Source organism: Mesorhizobium bavaricum, from assembly GCF_056781655.1.
Genome location: NZ_CM165566.1, coordinates 81,806 through 101,451, shown reverse-complemented (window position 1 = coordinate 101,451; position 19,646 = coordinate 81,806). Strand labels below are relative to the sequence as shown.

Here is a 19,646-nt window from a genome sequence, read left to right as displayed (position 1 = left end):
GGAGGTTAGCGTGGCAAGAAATCCCAAGATCACTTTCATCGGCGCCGGATCGACGGTGTTCATGAAGAACATCGTCGGCGACGTGCTGCAGCGCCCGTCGCTTTCGGGCGCGACGATCGCGCTGATGGACCTCAATCCGCAGCGGCTGGAAGAGAGCGCCATCGTCGTCAACAAGCTGATCTCGACGCTCGGCGTCAAGGCGAAGGCCGAGACCCATTCGGACCAGCGCAAGGCGCTGGCGGGCGCCGACTTCGTCGTCGTCGCCTTCCAGATCGGTGGCTATGAGCCCTGCACGGTCACCGACTTCGAAGTGCCGAAGAAATACGGCCTGCGCCAGACTATCGCCGACACGCTCGGCGTCGGCGGCATCATGCGTGGCTTGAGAACCGTGCCGCATCTGTGGAAGATCTGCGAGGACATGCTCGCCGTCTGCCCGCAGGCGATCATGCTGCAATACGTCAACCCGATGGCGATCAACACCTGGGCGATATCAGAGAAATACCCTGATATCAGGCAGGTCGGCCTCTGTCATTCGGTGCAGGGCACGGCGATGGAACTGGCGCATGACCTCGACCTTCCCTACGAGGAGATCCGCTATCGTTCGGCCGGCATCAACCACATGGCCTTCTATCTGAAGTTCGAACATCGCCAGCCGGATGGATCCTACCGCGACCTCTATCCCGAGCTCGTGCGCGCCTATCGCGAAGGCCGCGCGCCCAAGCCCGGTTGGAATCCGCGCTGCCCCAACAAGGTGCGCTACGAGATGCTGACGCGGCTGGGCTATTTCGTCACCGAAAGCTCGGAGCATTTCGCCGAATACACGCCCTATTTCATCAAGGAAGGCCGCCCGGACCTGATCGAGAAATACGGCATCCCGCTGGATGAGTATCCCAAGCGCTGCATCGAACAGATCGAGCGCTGGAAGGGGCAAGCGGAAGCCTATCGCTCGGCCGACCGCATCGAAGTCGAGCAGTCGAAGGAATATGCCTCATCGATCATGAATTCGGTATGGACGGGCGAACCCTCGGTGATCTACGGCAATGTCCGCAACAATGGCTGCATCACCTCGCTGCCCCGGGATTGCGCCGCCGAAGTGCCGTGCCTGGTCGATTCCTCGGGTATCCAGCCGACTTACATAGGCGACCTGCCGCCGCAACTGACGGCGCTGATCCGCACCAACATCAACGTGCAGGAGCTGACGGTGCGGGCGCTTATGAGCGAGAACCGCGATCACATCTACCATGCGGCAATGATGGATCCGCACACCGCCGCTGAGCTTGATCTCGATCAGATCTGGTCACTGGTCGATGATCTTCTCGCCGCTCATGGCGACTGGCTGCCGGCCTGGGCACGTATCAACCGCAAGAACGAGGCCGCCTGACCGGTTCCGCGCTCATTTCGGCTCGTTGGCGTCCGGCTCTTCCTCGTCGTCGCGGGCGGAGATGACATAGGCGCCCTTCAGCCAGCGGTTGAGGTCGATGTCCTTGCAGCGCGTCGAGCAGAACGGAAAGGTGTCGCGCGCCGACGGTTTGCCGCATTCAGGGCAGGGGCGTTTCGGCCGCAGCGGCGTGACTTTGGAATCGGAATTCACGGCCGTACACCCGCCAGCCAGCCGCCATGCACCTTGAAGCCTTCGCCGGAAAGTAGCGCCACCGTTTCATAGAGCGGCAGGCCGACGATGTTGGTGTAGGAGCCGACCAGCTTGACCACGAAGGCGCCAGCGAGACCCTGGACGGCATAGCCGCCGGCCTTGCCGCGCCATTCGCCTGAGGCGACATAGGCGTCGATTTCTTCGCGCGGCAGCCGCTTAAAGCGCACCCGCGTCTCGACCAGCCGCTGGCGCAGTTTGCCACCCGGCGTGATCAGGCAGATGCCGGAATAGACCCGGTGCGAACGGCCGGACAACAGCCCGAGGCAATTGGCGGCGTCGTCGAGGGTTTCGGCCTTGGGCAGGATGCGCCGCCCGACGGCGACCACCGTATCGGCGGCCAGCACGAAGCCCGGCGCATAGTCGGCCTCGGCCTGCAGCGATGCGAACGCCTTCTCGGCCTTTTCCTTCGACAGGCGCTTGGCCAGCGAGCGTGGATGCTCGGCGCGCAGCGGCGTCTCGTCGACATCGGCCGGCAGCACGCGGTCCGGCTCGATGCCGGCCTGCTGCAGGAGCTCGATCCGGCGCGGCGAACCCGAGGCAAGCACCAGCTTCTGCAAAATGCTCATCGCGGACCAGTCGGGCTTTGCTTACTTGAAACGATAGGTGATGCGGCCCTTGGTCAGGTCGTATGGCGTCATCTCGACCAGAACCTTGTCGCCGGTCAGCACGCGGATGCGGTTCTTGCGCATGCGGCCGGCAGTATGGGCGATGATCTCGTGTTCGTTTTCGAGTTTCACCCTGAACATCGCGTTGGGCAACAATTCCGTCACGACACCCGGAAACTCGAGGACTTCTTCCTTCGGCATTCGATACCTTTGCTTGGATGGGAGTTCCAGCGCCTGGCCGGAATTTCGGCGGAACCTATATGATAATCGCCCGCTTGTGAACACGCTTAATCGGCAGCCTCCGGAGCGGCGAAACGGCGGTTGATCCGGGCTTTCAGACGCTCGCGCACATCACGATAGGCTGCCATGATATGTTCGCGCGTGCCGGTAGCGTCGGTCGGGTCCGGCGTTGGCCAGTATTCGACCTCGACGGCGAGCGAGCGGGTGAGTTCGAGCGCCGCGTGGTGGGCCTCCGGCGCCAGCGTGATGATGAGGTCGAAATAGTCGTCCTCCAGATCGTCCATCGTCCTTGGATGGCGCTCGCCCAGCGACAGGCCTTCCTCGGCCAGCACCGCGTCGACGAACGGATCGCGCTCACCGGCGCGAACGCCGGCCGAGGCGACGAAGATGGTGGCCGGCAGCGCCCGTCGCGCCAGCTGTTCCGCCATCGGCGAGCGCACGGCGTTCATGCCGCACAGGAACAGGATCGAGCGGGGCAGGGTAGCCAGGGCTAGCCCCGCCAGTGCAGCACGCAGACCAGCGTGAACAGCCGGCGCGCCGTATCGAAATCGATGTCGATCTTGCCGGCCAGCCGGTCCATCAGCGTTTGCGAGCCCTCATTGTGCAGGCCGCGGCGGCCCATGTCGATCGCCTCGATGTGGCTCGGCGTCGAGGAGCGGATGGCGTCGTAGTAGCTTTCGCAGATCATGTAGTAGTCCTTGACGATGCGCCTGAGCGGCGTCAGCGACAGGATGTGGGTAACGACGGCAGCCCCGTCCTCGCGCGCCACGGCAAACACCAGGCGCTGCTCGGCCAGCGACAGTTTCAGCCGGTAGGGCCCGGCGCCGCTGTCATTGACGGGTTGAAAGCTGTTCTCTTCGATCAGGTCGAAGATCGCCACCGCGCGTTCATGCTCGACGTCGGGCGTCGAACGGCCGATCGATTCATCGAGTTCGACATCGATCAGTTTTGCGCGGGTTTGATCGGAGCCCGTCATGATGGCCTACATGTTCAACCGTATGGCGACGGAGCGGCCATGCGCGTCAAGGCCTTCCGCCTTGGCCAGCGCGATCGCCGCCGGCGCCAGAAGCCGCAACTGCTCCGGTCCAAGCTTCAGGATCGACGTACGCTTGACGAAATCGAGCACGGACAGGCCCGACGAGAAGCGCGCCGATCGTGCCGTCGGCAGCACGTGGTTGGAGCCGCCGACATAGTCACCGATGGCTTCCGGCGTGTGGCGGCCGAGAAACACGGCACCGGCATTGCGCATCCGCGCCAGAAACCCCTCGGCATCGTCGATGGCCAGTTCGACATGTTCGGCCGCGATACGGTCGACCAGCGGCAGCGCGGCGTCGATCGTCGGCACAAGAATCACCGCACCGAAATCGCGCCAGCTCGCCGACGCCGTCTCGGCACGCGGCAGGCTTTGCAACTGGCGCTCCACGGCTTGTTCGACAGCACGACCGAAGGCCGGATCGTCGGTGACCAGGATCGACTGCGCCGAGGCATCGTGCTCGGCCTGGGCCAGCAGGTCGGCGGCGATCCAGTCCGGATCGTTGCTGCCGTCGGCCACGACAAGCACTTCCGAGGGGCCGGCGATCATATCGATGCCGACGGTGCCGAACACCTGGCGTTTGGCCGCTGCGACATAGGCATTGCCGGGTCCGACGATCTTGGCCACCGGCTTTATGGTCTCGGTGCCATAGGCAAGCGCCGCGATCGCTTGCGCGCCGCCGACGCGATAAATCTCCGACACGCCAGCAATATCCGCTGCCACCAGCACCAGCGGATTGATGATGCCGCCGGGCGCCGGCACCACCATGACGATACGCTCGACGCCGGCCACCCCCGCCGGTATGGCGTTCATCAGCACCGAGCTTGGATAGCTCGCCGTGCCGCCCGGCACATAGAGCCCGACCGCCTCGATCGCCGTCCAGCGCCAGCCAAGTTCGACGCCGGCGGCATCCGTATAGCGATCATCCCTGGGCCGCTGCCGCTCATGATGCGAGCAAATACGGTCGCGTGCGAATTCCAGCGCCTCGATCGTCTTTGGGTCGGCGGCCTTGTAAGCCTGGGCGATATCGTCCCTTGATACGGCGATACCGAGACTCCCCAGGTCGGCATGGTCGAATTTCCGGGTGTAGTCGATCAGCGCCGCGTCGCCCTCGGCGCGCATGCGGGCAATGATGTCGCGCACCGCAGCATCGACGTCGGCCGAGACTTCGCGCTTGGTCAAAAGGAAGGCGGCGAAGCGCTGCTCGAAATCGGCATCGGACTGACGAAGCGTGATGGCCATCGGACGCTCAAGCCTTGTGCACGGGGCGCGACGTGGCTTCCCACGCGCCGCCAATGTCGGCAAGCCGGGCCTCGATGCACTCGACATCGAGCATGATGGTGCCGCCGCCCGAAAAGATCAGCTCGACGATGCCGGCCGGCTTGCTGATCTCGATGAAGCTGATCGCCAGCAGTGAAAGGATCTCGGCCGGCTTGTCGCGGGCGATGCCATTGGTCTTGGCGCCAAGCACGCGGTCGAAATGTAGCACCGCTTGCCGCCGCTCATTGTGCTGGCGAAACAGGCTTGATTTGGCCTCCCAGACGAAGCGGTTCATGGTCAGCAAGAAACGCTTCGCCGAGGGCAGGAATTCGAGGTCGCTGACTTTCAGTACAGCGTCCTGGACATGGGCCGAGACGATGCTCAGATCCTGATCGTCGAGTGCGATAAGCTTAAGGGCGGTCATGCGGATTTCGCACCTGAAGGTTGATTGTTCAGCCTTCTGTTAGGCGGTCTTTCCGGTCCGTGCAACCGCGACTGGTATAGGCGCCGTCGACGAAGCAGCCGATCTCCCCCCTTGCGGGAGAGATCGGATGCCGCTTAGGCTGTCGCCAATCACCAACGCTGGAAGACAGTTGTCTAAGCCGAAATCCGCTCGATCACCGCGCCGCAATTGGACAGTTTCTCTTCCAGCCGCTCGAAGCCGCGGTCGAGATGGTAGACGCGGTTGACCGTCGTCTCGCCTTCGGCCGCGAGTCCAGCGATGACCAACGAGACGGAGGCGCGAAGATCGGTCGCCATGACAGGCGCGCCCTTCAGCTTCGGCACGCCGTCGACGATCGCCGTCTGGCCCGAAAGCGTGATGTGGGCGCCGAGCCGGGCCAGCTCCTGCACATGCATGAAGCGGTTTTCGAAGATCGTCTCGGTGATGCGCGACTTGCCCTTGGCCATCGTCATCAGGCCCATGAACTGCGCCTGCAGATCGGTCGGGAAGGCCGGGAAAGGTGCCGTCGTCACGTCGACCGGCGAAATGCCCGCGCCGTTGCGCCTGACGCGGATGCCGGAATTGGTCGGCGTGATCTCCGCGCCGGTCTGGGCGATCACGTCGAGCGCGGTCTGAAGCAGATCGGGGCGCGCGCCTTCGAGCACGACGTCGCCGCCGGTCATGGCGACGGCCATGGCATAGGTGCCGGTCTCGATGCGGTCGGGGATGACGCGGACGCGGGCGCCCGACAGTGATTCGACGCCGTCGATGGTGATGGTCGGCGTGCCGGCGCCGGAAATCTTCGCGCCCATGGCATTGAGGCACTCGGCAAGGTTGACTATTTCGGGCTCGCATGCGGCATTTTCAAGCACCGTCTCGCCCTTGGCCAGCGACGCCGCCATCATCAGCACATGGGTGGCGCCGACCGAGACCTTCGGGAACACGTAGCGGTTGCCGACAAGCCGGCCATTCCGGGTCTTGGCGATGACATAGCCGGTGTCGACGTCGATGTCGGCGCCCAGCGCCTGCAGGCCTTCGAGGAACAGATCGACCGGGCGCGTGCCGATGGCGCAACCGCCCGGCAACGACACCTTGGCCTCGCCCATGCGGGCCAGCAGCGGGCCGATCACCCAGAACGACGCCCGCATCTTCGACACCAGCTCGTACGGCGCTGTCGTGTCGACGATGTTGCGTGCCGAGAAATTGATGGTGCGCGAATAGCCCTCATTCTGCTTCTCGCGGCGGCCATTGACCGAATAATCGACGCCGTGATTGCCGAGGATGCGGATCAGCTGCTCGACATCGGCCAGATGCGGCACGTTTTCCAGCGTCAGCGTGTCGTCGGTCAAAAGCGAGGCGATCATCAGCGGCAAGGCGGCGTTTTTCGCGCCCGAGATCGGGATGCTTCCGGCAAGCTTGTTGCCGCCGACAATTCTGATGCGATCCATGGAAGAACGTCCCTCTCGGCCAAAAAAGCCGCTTCAATCGTTTGAGTATCGGCCCGTCTAGACCATTGGCCGGTCCGGTTCAAGAAATAGGATTTCCTGCTATCCGACCCAAGAGTGGCCGATTTGAGTTAATCCTTTTGTATTTCCCTTGCCGCGCCGAGCCCGTCGGGCCGCTGGTCGGCATCCCCGGTGCGCTGCTTGTCAGCCTCGCCGGTGCGCCGCGAGCGCGACTGCGCCTTGCGCTTCTGCAGATTGGCGCGCAATTGCTCGGCGAGCCGGTCCTTGCGGTTCGTGCCGCCTTTTTTCACAGGAATTGTCTTGTCGTTCATTGTCCCGTCCCGGCTGGCGACCCACCAGCCCGCTGATCAGGGATAGCCAACATTGTGGCGCCGCCATGTCATCAAAAGCGATCCGGCAAAGGCTTTCACAGAAGCGTTGCACTTGGCCTTGCGCTTGCCGGTTCGATATGGCAGAAGCCCCGCCATCGGCGGCTGCGGTAGCTCAGTGGTAGAGCACTCCCTTGGTAAGGGAGTAACCAAGATGGCACCGCGTCACTTTTCCTAGCAAAATCATATCGTTATCATGCCGGTCGTTTTCGGCTGGTGTAAGGTCTTGTTGCCACGTTGGTTGCATCGTCACCATTGGCAGATTTGCGCGGTTTCCTCTTCCCAAACACCTTGTCGATCACGCCGCTGCCCTTCTCGGCGTGTGTGTAGTTTTCCATGAGCAGTTTCTTCGTTTTCCAGCGGCCTTTCGCGGCTGTGGTCGCGACGTCGACGCCGTGCCTGACGATCATTTCGGTTGCGAAACTGTGGCGGCCTGGCTGGTGCGTGCCGAGATAGGGCAGGCCTGCCAGTTTGCAGATGCGTTTTATGTCCCTGTAGACCGAGCCGCGACCCATGTAGCCGAACAGCCTGTTATTGGGCTTCTTCGCACCGCGTCCGCTATGGCGCTCACCTGATCGTTTGTGTTTCCATGGGATGCGCACTTCCCATGCCGCCAATCTTTCCTGTTTCCACTCGCGGAGCTGCTGAATCTCGTAGACCATTTCGATGGTGAGATCGGCGTCGCCATCCTCGCCGTTCTTCATGTCCCGGAAGATGACCTTGCGGTTCACCAGGTCGATATCATGAGAATCGTCTTCGAGGTTGATGGCGTCCGAGACCCTGGCGCCGGTCTGGAAGACGAATAGCATCAAGGCGCTGAGCCGAGGATCGTCACTGTGCTCCCTGAACGTGTCGATGTAGGAGCGATCGACGGCGCGCTTCGGCGCCGCCGTGGGTCGCTTTATGTCGCGATCCTTCTTCGTAAAGCCCTTGATCGCTACCGGATGGCATTTGCCCTCGTCGGCGCTGAAATTGATCACTGCGCGCGTCGGGATGACGACCTGCCGGTTCCATGTGGTGTAAACCGCCGTCGGGTAGAGCACCTTCGCCGCTTCGCGGACGTCGGAACCGGTCATGTCGGAAATCCTGGTTCCCTTGAAATGCTCAAGGAGCCTCGCGATGTAGCTTTCGCTCTTGCCGGCCTCCAGATATCGATCGACCGCTTCGTCGAAAGTGAAACGGTCCTTGGGGTTGAGGTTTAGCTCCTCCCGCGCTTTGCGCTCGCGGGCTTGCCGGAAATCGTCCGCTTTCCTTTCGTCAGTCTCGCCAGTGCTCTCGTGTACGCGCTGCTCGCCTTCCCGCGTGAAGAGGGTGCCGGTGAGCCAGTAGAAGCGCCCTCGCTTGTAGGTCGTGAGCGGCATGACTTACTCCACAAAAACAATTCGTCTATCTGCCTGGGCGAGATCAGCACCTGCTTGTCGACATGGTAGCAGAGGCCGGATTTGATCGCCTTCTCGCGCAACGACCTCGCGGACATGCGCAACCCTTTGTCGCGGAAAAGCGCCGACCAATAGTCCGGCGACCGCGCCAGCGTCAGCACCTCGGGAAGGTGATCATTGGCGATCATCGTCGCGCTCCGAGCTGCGATGAGCAGCGTCCTCCAGCAACCAGGTCTGCGAATTGCCTTTCAGGCCGAAGAGGCTGTCGCCGGCCTCGATCACTGCGACAGCCCCATCGCGCACCGCCGCGTGTACGACATGCTCGGGGATGACCTGGTGTGGCCCTTCGAACCACCAACGCCTCTGACCACTGGAGAAGCCGAGGTGCAGGTGGTCGCCCTTCGCAAGTCGCTCGATGACGGTGCGGATATCCATGACGCGGCCTACTGGACCGAGCGCAAGCGAGCGCCGGCGCGCGCTTTGGGTGCCGCCCTATGCAGGCCGAGGCCGAGCGATTTCGCCAGCGCCGAGCGCGTGGCGGAGTAATTCGGAGCGACCATCGGATAGTCGGCAGGCAAGCCCCACTTGTCGCGATAGGCTTCCGGCGTCATGCCGAAGTCGGTCCGGAGGTGGCGTTTCAAGGATTTGAACCGTTTCCCGTCTTCCAGGCAGACGATGTAGTCGGGGAATAAGGACTTCTTCGGATTGACGGCTGGCTCCTGCTTCACTGCCGGCGCCGCAGTGAGCGCGCCGCCGAGCTGGCGAACCGACGAGTTGACGCTTGCGATCAGGTCCGGCAGTTGCGTCGCCGGCACCGGGTTGTTGCCGACAAATGCCGAGACGATGTCGGCAGTCAGTTCGATCATGCGGATATCGTTGTTTTCCATGTGGTAGCTCTGTCTCCTGTTGCAGTCTCAGTCACCAGAGCCGGGCGGCTCCGATTTCATGCGCTGACCTTGCCGCCCTTCCGGGCAATGGCTCGGCACCACCCGCCGCAAAGGCGGGTCTTGGCTGGATCCTCGTGGCAGACGAAGGGCGCGCCAGTGCGGACGGCGCTCTGGTAATCGCGCCGGGTATGGAGGCTCACCGAAGCCTCGCTGTCCTTGCGTGCAGCGCAGCCGCCGCATACCGGCGGAAGGTCGGCCTCGCTTGTGAGGGCGATAGCCCTGCGCTGTTGTCTTGGCATCGCCGGTCGTTCGGAAGGCTGATAGGAAAGGCAGGTGACGCCGGCGCCCGGGTCGGACACCCAGCCGCCTTCCGGCCACGCGCCGCCGTCCTTCATCTCGATCATCGCTTCGACGATCTCGCATTTGAGGTGGTTCGAGCACCACCGGCACAACATGTCGTAGCAGTCGGCCCACTCGCCCCGTCCGGGCTGATATCGCTGGCGCTTCACGGAAGCAGGGCTCAGATTTTTCATCGGTGGTGTCCGTGGCAGGTAACCGAATAAGTAATACGATGTAACCATATTGGTTACAAGTGAGACGTGCGAAAATCCGTCGATTTGAGAGCGGCGGTCTCCAAAAACCGCAGGGAGGTTCGAAACTGCTGCCCGCTCTATGGCGGCACGACGTGCTGCCGGGGAGGCGACAGGGCAGGTCGCTCACCGCTACAACGTCGGCAACAGCATGATCTCCCGGCTGCACCCGTAGTGCAGATGAATGCAGAATTACCTTCCCGACAACACCCGCCGGGAGGGCTGTGCCGGTGACGCCCGCAGGCCCTACAACTGGCACAAGCACGCTTGCAAAGCGGCCATTGCTGCGTACATTGCCGTCCGCCATGACCACCCAATTTCTCAATCATAGCCTCGAGTGTCCCCACTGCCTCACCATCCGGCTGAGAATACCGGCTGATGCGCAGCCCGACACGAGGATCGTCTGCGATGACTGCGGCGAATTCCTCGGCACATGGGACGAACTGCTGACCGACTTTGAAAAGCAGGGCGGCAACACGGGTGTTTTCCGGCTCGACAAAGGGCGTATCAAGCGAATTGAGTGACTACCCCGCCCGCAGATCGATGGTCGGAACGAACACTTTGCCTCTAGGCCTCACCGGCAACTGATGCCTCGACGGCAGCCAACGGCGCTTCCAGGCTCCAGGTGATCCCATGGGGACTGTATTCGAGATTTCCCTGCCCTCCAACTGCTGTGGGTGCAACCCGTTTCAGCATTACGGTCCCAAAGCCGCCTTGCCCGATGGTCTGAACTTGCGGGCCATCTGTTTCGGCCCAGTTGAGGTGAAACAGCCTCGATCCACCGGAACCTGTGGTCTTCCATGTGACCGAGATCTTCCCATCGTTACCTGAGAGCACGCCGTATTTGGCCGAGTTCGTCGCAAGTTCGTGGAAGGCGATACCGAAATACTGCACCGCATTGGGACTGAGCACCAACGCTGGGCCCGACATATCGATAACATCACCCCGCGGGAAAGGCTGGGCCTGGGCCGCCAAGAGTTCATTGATAGTGGCGCCCCTCCAGTCGGCCGATACAAGCAGGTCGTGGGATCGCGACAGTGCCATGATGCGTTCGCGCACTTGGGATTCAAACTGCTTTGGCGTCTCCGATCGCTTGTTGGTCTCCCGGATCATCGACAGGATGACCGAGTACTGGTTTTTGACCCGGTGGTTGACCTCGCGCATCAGCATGCGGATACGTTGCTCGCTCTCCCTAGCTGACGTGATGTCCCGGGCAATCTTGGATGCGCCGACGATCTGCCCCGTTGCGCTGCGGACAGGCGATATCGTGAGCGAAACTGGAAATAGGCTGCCATCCTTGCGCCGCCGAACTGTTTCGAGCGTTTCGACCCGTTCGCCACGGCGAATGCGTTCGATAATGCGGGGTTCCTCGTCCTGATGGTCATCCGGGATCAACATCGTCACTGACTTGCCGATCGCTTCCTCGGCGGTGTAGCCGAACAGCCGTTCGGCGGCATGGTTCCAGCTCTTGATGATGGTGTTCAAATCCTTGCTGACGATCGCATCGAACGAGGATTCCACAATCGCAGACAAATGCTGCCTGGCCTCTTCGGCACGTTGGCGGTCCGTCAGGTCCAGCAGCATGTTCACGGCACCAATCAGGTTGCCATACTCATCCTGCAGCGGTGTGGGGTAGGGTAGGAACGGAAAAAAGGACCCGTCGGGACGCTGCGCTATGGCTTCCTGGTTGCGGACCGGCCGGTTTTCCTTGAGCGCAATGGCCATAGGGCAATCGTCGTGCGGCAATTCCTTGCCGTCCGGGGTGAACAGCTTGAACGTCACGCACCATTTGTCCTTACCGATCGCGGGCTCCCGTCCTGCCAGTTCGGCAGCGGCGCGGTTGTAGTAGGTAATGGTCCCACTCTGGTCCGTTGTGTAGATGGCGACCGGAAGGCCGTCGAGAATCTGGTGATAGGTGCTGTCCTGCTGCCTAAGCTCCGAGCGTGTCCGCTCTAGGTCGGTTACGTCGACAGTGAAGCATCTGGTGTTGATCAGTTTGCCGTCCCGGAAATGGCCGCTTGAGGTGATTTCGACATGCTTGATCGATCCGTCAAGCGCTCTCAAACGCGCCGGATATCTCGCGATCTTCTCGCCACGGGTGAGGCGCTCCAGAATGTCGTCGATCACGTCCTGGTCGGGATAGAATTCGGCAATGTGGCGGCCGACATAGTCTTCCGCAGGATAGCCGAGGAGGTCGAGCTCAGCCTTGTTGGCGTGCAGAATGACCCCATCTGCGCTCACCAGATGGAGTGCAACGGCGCTGTTCTCGAAAAAATCCTGATAATCAAAATCCCGATCCTCACCGGACATTCCCGGGCTGTTGAAGGCGATAACGTTCGCCTGCGGCACTTCCTTCATCCCGATCCCCGATCTGAGCTTAACCGATCACAACGTAGCTCCTACCAGTTCGTTCCGACCGGTCGTCCCCCGTCGGCCAGAGGCATCACCAGCGCCCGCAAGCAAACTTGATGCCCCGACGTCGTTCCCGGCCACACGCTCCCACACGCTCACGGTCATTCTTGCCGTCGCCCATCATAGCCAACCTCTCACTCCGCGACATGTTCCACGACATCCGGATCAACAATGTTGCGCTTTCAAGTCCGCCGGTTCGGCGAAGGACAAGGCCCTGGCGGCGGTACTACGAGCGGTGGGCAAAACTTGACCCTTGAGAACCTTGCTCCGGGGCAGATCGAACTCGTTCCTGAGCTTCAAACAAAGCCGCTATATTCGCGCTGCCTCGGTTCCGACCTAGCCGCCCGTGGGTGTGACACCGTGATCGTAACGGGCGGCGAAACGGACATGTGAGTGCTGTTCGACCGGGCTGGGGGCCGTCGACTATGGCTTGCGGACGATCGTTGTCCAGAACGCGCTGTGCAGCGCCCTCGGCCCAATCGCCCCGTCCGGGCTGATCAGGGCTCAGATTTTCATTGGTGGTGTCCGTGGCAGGTAACCGAAACCAGTTTGGCTACAAGCGAGGCGCGCGAGTGGGTCCCGGTAGTTCCCTTCGGGAAATCGGCAGCGACTCTCGGTGCGAATTTTTTTCAGACCGGGCTCTTGACGCCAAAATCAACCATTCCCAAATCGTCGACCGTCGAGGCCATACTGGCTCGATAGGCGGCGCCGCAGGGCGGCGCACCTTGTACCCATGTTGCTTCAAGGAGAATGTGGCTATGAGAACCTTTGACTCCCTCTATCGTTCGACGGTCGGCTTTGACCGTCTTTTCGACATGCTCGACAGCGCCAGCCGCCCCGACTGGCCGCCCTACAACATCGAAAAAAAGGGCGAAAACGACTACCGCATTGCCATGGCGATCGCCGGCTTTACCGCTGACGAGGTCGAGCTCAGCCAGAACGGCCCCGAGCTCGTTGTGACCGGCCAGAAGGCCGCCGATGCCGAAAGCCGCCAGTTCCTGCACCAAGGCCTGGCACTGCGCAACTTCCGCCAGGCGTTCAAGCTGGCCGACCACATGAAGGTGACCGGCGCGTCGCTGGACAACGGCCTCCTTGTAATCGACATCGTGCGCGAGATCCCCGAGGAGCTGAAGCCAAGGCGGATTCAGATCGCTACCGGTACGGCGCCGGCCGCGCCTCAGCAGATCACCCATGACCTCGGCCAGGCGCGCAAGGCCGCCTGATACTGACACCTCAACCTTCGGTCCCTCCCGGCATCATGCCGGGAGGCCTTGGATTGCGGAGAAACGGAGATGCTGCAACAAGAGCATGCATTCAGCCGCGCTGGCAATGGCGCTCTTTCTCAGGATCCCATCGAGGCTGTCCTGACCAACCCCCACATCGACCCGGACGGCAAACGGGCCTTCTTGGCAGCGTGGGCGTCGGATGCCTGTGCCGTTCCGAACTGGCCGACACTTCGCCAGCTCGAGGACGGCACTGTGGTGGTGCTCGACGACATCCTTCGCGCTTTGCGGACCTTGGACGGCGCGCCCCCAAAGGCCAAACAGGGCGTTGTCCGGTGGCAGGCTTCGGAACGCCGGCGCAGAGTGGTCCGGAGGCCCGGGCGCTGGCCCCGCCGATTCCCGGGCCACGATGACGATGACCCGCCACCTTGCCCGGCTACCATAGCGCCCAGACCCGTTAACCCGGGCGGACCGGCTTTCGCGTGTTTGCTGGAACTCGCATGCGCTTGAATTTTCAGGCAGACGCCGGACGGTAAGCAATTCCAAGACGACGGGAACTTGCCGTCGGGCCGCAGATTAATCATCTGCCCGGGCCTTAGCCGGAATGGCGCGGCAAGAGCCGTGCCTATGGGCTTGGCGTCGTGTTCGACGGCCAGTTGACTTAGGTGAGAGCATGGCCGCTGATCCGACGCTTCGTGACGACCCCATCGGATCCAACGCCGCGCACATTTGCGTCGACATGCAGGGCATGTTCCGCGAAGGTTCGCCTTGGGCGTTGCAGTGGATGGATCGCGTGCTTCCGAATATCGTCGCCCTGTGCAGCGCCCATCCGTCCCAGGTGATGTTCACAAGGTTCATCCCAGCCCGTCGGCCGGGCGAAGGACACGGGACCTGGCGGCGGTACTATGAGCGGTGGGCGAACATGACCCTTGAGCACCTTACTCCGGGGCAGATCGAACTCGTTCCGGAGCTTCAGCCGTTCGCGCCGCCTGCGCCGGTAATCGACAAGCCGGTGTATTCGCCCTGGCTAGGTTCCGACCTGCGGGCGCAGTTGGCGGTGCGCAAGTGCGATACCGTGATTGTTACCGGCGGGGAAACGGACATGTGCGTGCTGTCGACAGTGCTGGGGGCCGTCGACTATGGCTTGCGTACGATCGTTGTCCAGGACGCACTGTGCAGCGCCTCGGACGAAGCCCATGATGCCCTGATCGATCTCTTCAGCAACCGATACGGCCAGCACATAGAGACTGCGGACACGGATCAGTTGTTAGAAGCGTGGCGCGCCGTTTGAGTTTAATAAGTTGCGCTGGCCCGAGGACTGGGAAAGAGCGCAGCGCACCCGCGCACAACGTTGAGGGGTCCAAGACGAGGACCCCTCAAACGAATGACCGGATCAGGCAGCCTGCTGTTCGGCAGCCCGGTCGTTCACGCCCGCTTCGCCGAGTGACGTGAGTGCTTCGTCGGTGGCTTTCTCTTCTTCGAGGTTTGCATCGAGCAGTTCCACCACATCGTCCTTGCCCAGGGAGGTCGCCCAAGCAATAAGGGTGCCATAACGCGCGATCTCGTAGTGTTCGACCGCCTGCGCGGCGCCTACCAGACCGGCGTCAAGCGAAGCCGAGCCCTTGTACTCCTCAAGAATCTCGGAGCCTTCCTCGAGAATGCCGTCGATCGCGGGGCAGGTTTTGCCCCGGGCCGCCACTCCGAGAATCTCAAAGACTTCTTCCAGTCGCTCGACCTGGCCTTCGGTTTCGGCAAGATGCTTCTGGAAGGCGGCGATGACCTGCTGATCGTCAGCGCCGCTGGCCATTTTTGGCAAGGCCTTCAGGATTTTCTTTTCGGCATAGTAAATGTCTTTCAGTCCGTCGAGGAACATATCCTCGAGGCTTTTGGTGCTGGCGGTTGCTTTCTTCGTAGCTGCCATTGCGATGTCCTCCTTGTTGATGAACCCGTGCGGGCAAATTTCCAACTTCATTCGACACACGAGGTTCCATGGATTTGTCTCGCGGCATCTCGGCGGGAGTTACCTCTGTCGTCCGCTCCTTTGGAACAACCGCGCCCACGGCAAGCTGGCGGGTATGCTAGAATTTTTCATCGGCCGAAGTTTTGATGTTGCAGTCGTGGGTGCAGGCCCAGGCTGGCTTGCCGCCGGCATTGGACATGTCCAACTGCGCCCCGAGCCCTGTCCTCCATCATCACCGGAAACCCCGGTTGAGCTTCTGGAAGGGCCTCGACTGCAGCTTCGGCGACGGGATCTTTCGTTTGACCTTTTTCTGACCTGTGCGCCCCTCGAGGCGTTTCAGCTTGGCGATCTCGGGCACGTCCACCTTTGCCGTCTTGACGCCGTGGGTCGGCTTGTTCAGGGCCACGATGAACTCGAGCGCGCAGGACGACGGGATGGTATCGAGGGTGTCCGGATTCCAGCGTCGCCGCTGCAGTGCCGGGTCGTGATCGAACTGGACGCCGTCGAGCGGATTGAGCCGCGCGCCACCGGGTTCCTTGCCGTGCTGGCGAACGACGATCTCCAGCATTTCCTTGGTCGTCAGGGCGCGCGGTCGCCACTTCACGGGCGGACCGAGCACCTGGGCGCCGTGGTCGGGCAGGATTGCGATCCGGCCGGCCATGTCAGCCCCCATTCAATGGGTGGAGCGCAGTCAGCCGCCGCGCTTTGATCCGGTCCGCCAACTGGCGGCTGTCGGCGTCGTCCTGGAACCGGGCTTCCACGTCGAACTCGGTCCAGATGTCCTCGACGTCCGCTTCGCTTCTGGTGCTGGCGAGGGCTATCTGCAAATCCTCGAAGAACTTGCCGAAATTGAATGCCTTGCCTTCGCCGTAATCGAACGGCTCGCCTTCCTCCTCCTCGGAGGCCGCGGCGCCGTCGTGCATGCCCTCCATGTCCCCGTCGAATCCATTGTCGGAAACCGTGTCGATGCCGGTCGGCGCATCCGGGCTTGGCGGCTTGGGTGGCGATGGCGGTGTGAGCCTCGCCGTGGGTGCGGGTTCGTCGTGCTCGATCAGCTCGCCGGCAATCTCACTCGCCTCGAACTCGTCGCGCACACCGCCGAGAACGTCGGTGAAAAGCTCTCTGAGACCAAACCCGGCAGAGCGCCATTGAAGCATCCGCTTGGGGTGACGAAACCATGGGGCGTCGTTGGGAACGTCGTCCCAAACCTGCTGGCCGTTCTTCCAGACCTTGCCGCGCCGCGTGGTGCGCTCGTCCCAAAGGCCTGCCTGCTTGGCGTCAGCAACCGAGTAGACCTCGATCTTTGTTTCGCCAGTGTCGGCACGCGCGGCCTTACACCAGCCGATGGTGCGCTCGTCGAGCGTGTTCATGTTGGCCACTTGATCCTCAGTAAGGCCGAGCCGCAGGAGCGCTTCCTTTGAAGCGTTGCGGAGATATCCGAGTTCCAGCGATTTCGCCCTGCCCGACCGTCGGACGACATTGATCAGGCCATCACCATAGAGGGCCGGCTTGCCGCCGATGACGGTAAAGGACCGAAGCGCCACCATGGGCGGCAGGCCAAGCTCGGCGCCCGACATGATGACGATCGCGACCGCGCTCGTGCCCTTTTTCCCCCAACGGTTCCAGGTCTCGATGTCTGCGCCTTCGCCCGGGTCTCTGCCGACCAGCGCCTGTGGTGCCAAGCCGGCCTCGACGATCATTGTCGAGAGCCTCCAGGTTTCCTCCAAATTGACCGGTATGATCGCGCTGACGGTGGCGCCCGCTTCGAGACGGACCGGAATTTTGGGTCGTTCGTTCATGATGACACTCCATTGAGATGCGACCATTGCTGGCCGCTCTGGATTTTGCTGATGTGCTGGCTGGTGACGCCGAAAATCTTGGCGATCTCGGGCTGCGGAATCCTGCCCGTTATGGTGCGGATCGCGCGCACTTCATCCTCGGTGAGCTTAGCCTTGCCGCTACGTTCCCCACGACTATGAGTGCCGTGAGAGGATGCGGTCCGCCATGTTCTCCGCATGGGTCTTCCAGGAGAGATGGCGCCCGGCGACGCAGGCGAGATGACCGTTGCCGCACGAATGCGCGGCCTCATGTTCAGGAGTCGGCGGCGGGCCATTGCGCCTCTCGCACACGATCCGGTGTACGGTGCCTTGCCATACGATCCCGTAGCCATCCTTGTTCGTGGCGAATGGCCAGAACAGGCAGTCCTTTCCCTCGTACGGAATGACAACGTCGCGCAGGAAATCTTGCGCCGGATGCGGCCTTCTGATGGTGAGGGGATCCCCGTGCCTGAGCCACCGCTGGTGATGCTTTTTGCACCAGCCACGCGCGCTTCGTTGCTGCTCGCAACCATCAATTGAGCAGATCGTCATTTCCAATCCTCGGGGTTGAAGCGGTTGGCGCGCCATGCGTGACGCATTGCATCGTGTTCGATGCAGACCTCGTTCCAGGCGTACCAGCAGGCCGCGCGGGTCTCTCGCAGCAGCGTGGCGACGAAGGCGTACAAGACCACCGGAAGCCACAGGACGATGATGGTGAGGCGAACCGGGCTCATCGCTACCGGTCCACGTCGTCGAAGCTCGACCGGTTGCCGTTCTCGTCCAGCAGCGTGCCGTCGGGCGACCACTGGTGCTGGCCGTTCGGGTGCTTGGCGGCGAGCTGCTCGTCGGTGCGCACGTCGATGCGCAGGATCTCGACCTTCGCCAGATCGGACTCGGTCTTGACCTCCGCGACGAGGACCGAGACCTCCCGGCCGCGCATCGGGATCATGACGCGCTGGCCGACTGCGACGTCGAAGGCGCCGGCGAAATAGTCATAGGTCTTGTCGCTCTCGCCGAATTTCACGGCGACGATCTTGCTAGGCTGCATTGCGTTGCTCCACTTTCTCGACGCCGGCCAGCTCCAGCCCGGCCTTGACGGCACGGTTGGCAAGCTGCTCGACCAGAGCTTTCATTTCGGGGTGATCTTTCAGCGCCAGAAGCGCTCTGTCGTAGTCGACGATGCGAGCCGAGACGGACGTTCTCAGCGACACCTTGGAGCCGGTCCTGCCGGCAAAGACCGGACGGGCCTTGGCCTCGCGCTCCGCGTCAGCGGCTTGCTGAGCCAGCCGCTTGGCTTCGTTCTCGGCTTCGAGACGTTCCGCTTCCTGCCGGCTCTCCTCGGCGAACGTGCTGGCGATACCGGGCGAGGCGTCGGCTTCGCGCCGGGCCTTCTCTGCCTCGGCCGCGCGGGCTGCCTCTGCCGCGCGGTGCGCCGCCGCTTCGGCTTCGCGCCGGATGCGGTCCGCCTCGTCGCGCGCCCTGCGCTGGCGTTCGTTCTCGAGTCGCTGCTGCTCCAGCAGCCACGCCTCACCGTGCTTTTTCAATTTCTTGACGAGGCTGGTGGAATCGGTGCGCAGATCGCGCCATTTGTCGTCGACGGCGTTGCCGCCATCGATCCATGGACGCTTTTCGACGTTGAACTGCTCGTTTGCCTTATTGGCGATCACTGCCAGCTTCTTCGCCCAAATGCCGGTCTGATCGGCTTGCTCCTGGGTGGTGATCGTCTTCTGGAGGAAGGCTTCCGCCATTTCCTTCTCGGCCGCGAGTTCGACGGTCAGGTCCTTGTGCAGATCGCCGGTCTTGGCAGGGAGGTTGTGTTCCTTCGCAACGGAGGGCGGTTCATCCGGCCAATCGCCGCCGGCCAGGACCGCGTGATAGAGCGCTTCCGTGATCGGGTTGCGGCAGGCGTAGCTCCAGACGCGCAACGTGTCGGCTTCCTCGCCGCCCTGCAGGCAGATGATCTTGCCCGCCGTGTCGCGCCAGATGGCGACGGGGACCAGCGGCGAGTCCTTGAACGGACGGTTCCTGAAAAATCCTGACTCCGGGCTATCCTCGGACACGCTGAGAAGCGCCAGCTGGTCGCGCGTCAGCTCGCGGCAGTCGCCGGCCAGCTTCAAAGCCTGTCGCCACCATGCGTATTGATTGGTCATGCGAGTGCATCCTTTTTGGTCACACGTGAAACCATTTTGGCACCACAAAGGGCACGACCAAGCGGTCGCGGGTGCCGTCTGCTGCCTAAGTTGGGAGGACCCGGCCGGGCTGGTGGGAGGTGAGGGGTTGGCGGTTAAACACCAGCCCGGCCGGGAACGCGCA

At 62.3% G+C, this 19,646-nt stretch carries 26 protein-coding genes; 4 read left to right on the top strand and 22 right to left on the bottom strand.

Going from position 1 to position 19,646, the window contains the following annotated elements; translation table 11 throughout:
* Window positions 1–10 precede the first annotated feature (10 nt).
* Window positions 11–1,381, top strand: a complete 1,371-nt coding sequence (gene melA / locus AC1RZR_RS00600; RefSeq protein WP_481827341.1) for an alpha-glucosidase/alpha-galactosidase — start codon at window positions 11–13, stop codon at window positions 1,379–1,381.
* A gap of 12 nt (window positions 1,382–1,393) precedes the next feature.
* Here melA and yacG read toward each other — a convergent pair whose 3' ends face one another.
* The 13 genes from yacG to AC1RZR_RS00535 all read right to left on the bottom strand — a co-directional run bounded on the left by yacG (window position 1,394) and on the right by AC1RZR_RS00535 (window position 9,864).
* Window positions 1,394–1,591: a DNA gyrase inhibitor YacG gene (gene yacG, locus AC1RZR_RS00595; protein ID WP_477272975.1), complete on the bottom strand. Its 198-nt coding sequence runs from the start codon at window positions 1,589–1,591 to the stop codon at window positions 1,394–1,396.
* Window positions 1,588–2,217, bottom strand: coding sequence for a Maf-like protein (locus tag AC1RZR_RS00590; protein WP_477272977.1), 630 nt, complete (start codon window positions 2,215–2,217; stop codon window positions 1,588–1,590). Before AC1RZR_RS00590 ends, yacG begins: the two co-directional genes overlap by 4 nt.
* Window positions 2,218–2,238: 21 nt before the next feature.
* The gene (infA, locus tag AC1RZR_RS00585) at window positions 2,239–2,457 is read right to left on the bottom strand and encodes a translation initiation factor IF-1 (protein WP_006200926.1); all 219 of its coding nucleotides are present in this window, start codon (window positions 2,455–2,457) and stop codon (window positions 2,239–2,241) included.
* An 86-nt stretch (window positions 2,458–2,543) separates the two neighbouring features.
* Window positions 2,544–2,999 (bottom strand): arsenate-mycothiol transferase ArsC, encoded by a 456-nt coding sequence (locus AC1RZR_RS00580; protein ID WP_477273119.1) that lies wholly within the window; start codon window positions 2,997–2,999, stop codon window positions 2,544–2,546.
* A complete protein-coding gene (locus AC1RZR_RS00575; RefSeq protein ID WP_379093635.1) occupies window positions 2,987–3,472 on the bottom strand; it encodes a UPF0262 family protein in 486 nt (161 codons plus the stop codon). The genes AC1RZR_RS00580 and AC1RZR_RS00575 overlap by 13 nt, the downstream gene beginning before the upstream one ends.
* Window positions 3,473–3,478: 6 nt before the next feature.
* Window positions 3,479–4,771: a histidinol dehydrogenase gene (gene hisD, locus AC1RZR_RS00570; protein WP_481827340.1), complete on the bottom strand. Its 1,293-nt coding sequence runs from the start codon at window positions 4,769–4,771 to the stop codon at window positions 3,479–3,481.
* Between the two features lie 7 nt (window positions 4,772–4,778).
* The gene (locus AC1RZR_RS00565; RefSeq protein WP_481827339.1) at window positions 4,779–5,213 is read right to left on the bottom strand and encodes a DUF2948 family protein; all 435 of its coding nucleotides are present in this window, start codon (window positions 5,211–5,213) and stop codon (window positions 4,779–4,781) included.
* Window positions 5,214–5,386: 173 nt separating this feature from the next.
* On the bottom strand, window positions 5,387–6,679 hold the full coding sequence (murA, locus tag AC1RZR_RS00560) for a UDP-N-acetylglucosamine 1-carboxyvinyltransferase (RefSeq protein WP_477272984.1): 1,293 nt from the start codon (window positions 6,677–6,679) through the stop codon (window positions 5,387–5,389).
* Between the two features lie 128 nt (window positions 6,680–6,807).
* Window positions 6,808–7,008: a hypothetical protein gene (locus tag AC1RZR_RS00555; protein WP_477272986.1), complete on the bottom strand. Its 201-nt coding sequence runs from the start codon at window positions 7,006–7,008 to the stop codon at window positions 6,808–6,810.
* 251 nt (window positions 7,009–7,259) lie between these two features.
* Window positions 7,260–8,426: a tyrosine-type recombinase/integrase gene (locus tag AC1RZR_RS00550; RefSeq protein ID WP_481827338.1), complete on the bottom strand. Its 1,167-nt coding sequence runs from the start codon at window positions 8,424–8,426 to the stop codon at window positions 7,260–7,262.
* Window positions 8,427–8,618: 192 nt separating this feature from the next.
* Entirely contained in the window at window positions 8,619–8,879 is a 261-nt protein-coding gene (locus AC1RZR_RS00545) for a hypothetical protein (protein WP_481827337.1), read from the bottom strand.
* An 8-nt stretch (window positions 8,880–8,887) separates the two neighbouring features.
* Window positions 8,888–9,331: a Ros/MucR family transcriptional regulator gene (locus AC1RZR_RS00540; RefSeq protein WP_481827336.1), complete on the bottom strand. Its 444-nt coding sequence runs from the start codon at window positions 9,329–9,331 to the stop codon at window positions 8,888–8,890.
* Window positions 9,332–9,387: 56 nt separating this feature from the next.
* Window positions 9,388–9,864 (bottom strand): hypothetical protein, encoded by a 477-nt coding sequence (locus AC1RZR_RS00535; protein WP_481827335.1) that lies wholly within the window; start codon window positions 9,862–9,864, stop codon window positions 9,388–9,390.
* Window positions 9,865–10,226: 362 nt separating this feature from the next.
* Here AC1RZR_RS00535 and AC1RZR_RS00530 point away from each other — a divergent pair, with 362 nt between their 5' ends.
* A complete protein-coding gene (locus tag AC1RZR_RS00530; RefSeq protein ID WP_481827334.1) occupies window positions 10,227–10,445 on the top strand; it encodes a hypothetical protein in 219 nt (72 codons plus the stop codon).
* A gap of 43 nt (window positions 10,446–10,488) precedes the next feature.
* On the opposite strand, the gene AC1RZR_RS00525 is transcribed toward AC1RZR_RS00530, so the two are convergent.
* The gene (locus tag AC1RZR_RS00525) at window positions 10,489–12,279 is read right to left on the bottom strand and encodes a PAS domain S-box protein (RefSeq protein WP_481827333.1); all 1,791 of its coding nucleotides are present in this window, start codon (window positions 12,277–12,279) and stop codon (window positions 10,489–10,491) included.
* A gap of 812 nt (window positions 12,280–13,091) precedes the next feature.
* Between AC1RZR_RS00525 and AC1RZR_RS00520 the strand changes: the two genes are divergently transcribed.
* Both AC1RZR_RS00520 and AC1RZR_RS00515 read left to right on the top strand, forming a co-directional pair.
* Complete coding sequence (locus AC1RZR_RS00520; RefSeq protein WP_481827332.1) at window positions 13,092–13,556, top strand: Hsp20 family protein; 465 nt, start codon at window positions 13,092–13,094, stop codon at window positions 13,554–13,556.
* Window positions 13,557–14,229: 673 nt separating this feature from the next.
* Complete coding sequence (locus tag AC1RZR_RS00515; protein ID WP_481827331.1) at window positions 14,230–14,847, top strand: cysteine hydrolase family protein; 618 nt, start codon at window positions 14,230–14,232, stop codon at window positions 14,845–14,847.
* Between the two features lie 102 nt (window positions 14,848–14,949).
* Here AC1RZR_RS00515 and AC1RZR_RS00510 read toward each other — a convergent pair whose 3' ends face one another.
* The 8 genes from AC1RZR_RS00510 to AC1RZR_RS00475 form a co-directional block, all read right to left on the bottom strand.
* Window positions 14,950–15,477, bottom strand: coding sequence for a YciE/YciF ferroxidase family protein (locus AC1RZR_RS00510; protein ID WP_481829178.1), 528 nt, complete (start codon window positions 15,475–15,477; stop codon window positions 14,950–14,952).
* 271 nt (window positions 15,478–15,748) lie between these two features.
* The gene (locus AC1RZR_RS00505) at window positions 15,749–16,177 is read right to left on the bottom strand and encodes a hypothetical protein (RefSeq protein ID WP_481827330.1); all 429 of its coding nucleotides are present in this window, start codon (window positions 16,175–16,177) and stop codon (window positions 15,749–15,751) included.
* 1 nt (window position 16,178) lies between these two features.
* Window positions 16,179–17,216 (bottom strand): recombinase family protein, encoded by a 1,038-nt coding sequence (locus AC1RZR_RS00500; RefSeq protein ID WP_481827329.1) that lies wholly within the window; start codon window positions 17,214–17,216, stop codon window positions 16,179–16,181.
* Between the two features lie 95 nt (window positions 17,217–17,311).
* Window positions 17,312–17,446: a helix-turn-helix domain-containing protein gene (locus AC1RZR_RS00495; protein ID WP_481827328.1), complete on the bottom strand. Its 135-nt coding sequence runs from the start codon at window positions 17,444–17,446 to the stop codon at window positions 17,312–17,314.
* A 43-nt stretch (window positions 17,447–17,489) separates the two neighbouring features.
* Entirely contained in the window at window positions 17,490–17,885 is a 396-nt protein-coding gene (locus AC1RZR_RS00490; RefSeq protein ID WP_481827327.1) for a hypothetical protein, read from the bottom strand.
* Entirely contained in the window at window positions 17,882–18,067 is a 186-nt protein-coding gene (locus AC1RZR_RS00485; RefSeq protein WP_481827326.1) for a hypothetical protein, read from the bottom strand. The genes AC1RZR_RS00490 and AC1RZR_RS00485 overlap by 4 nt, the downstream gene beginning before the upstream one ends.
* A gap of 2 nt (window positions 18,068–18,069) precedes the next feature.
* Window positions 18,070–18,381 carry a primosomal protein N' family DNA-binding protein gene (locus AC1RZR_RS00480; protein ID WP_481827325.1) on the bottom strand — a complete coding sequence of 104 codons (312 nt, stop codon included), beginning with the start codon at window positions 18,379–18,381 and terminating at the stop codon, window positions 18,070–18,072.
* On the bottom strand, window positions 18,371–19,483 hold the full coding sequence (locus AC1RZR_RS00475; RefSeq protein ID WP_481827324.1) for a hypothetical protein: 1,113 nt from the start codon (window positions 19,481–19,483) through the stop codon (window positions 18,371–18,373). The genes AC1RZR_RS00480 and AC1RZR_RS00475 overlap by 11 nt, the downstream gene beginning before the upstream one ends.
* Between the last annotated feature and the right edge of the window lie 163 nt (window positions 19,484–19,646).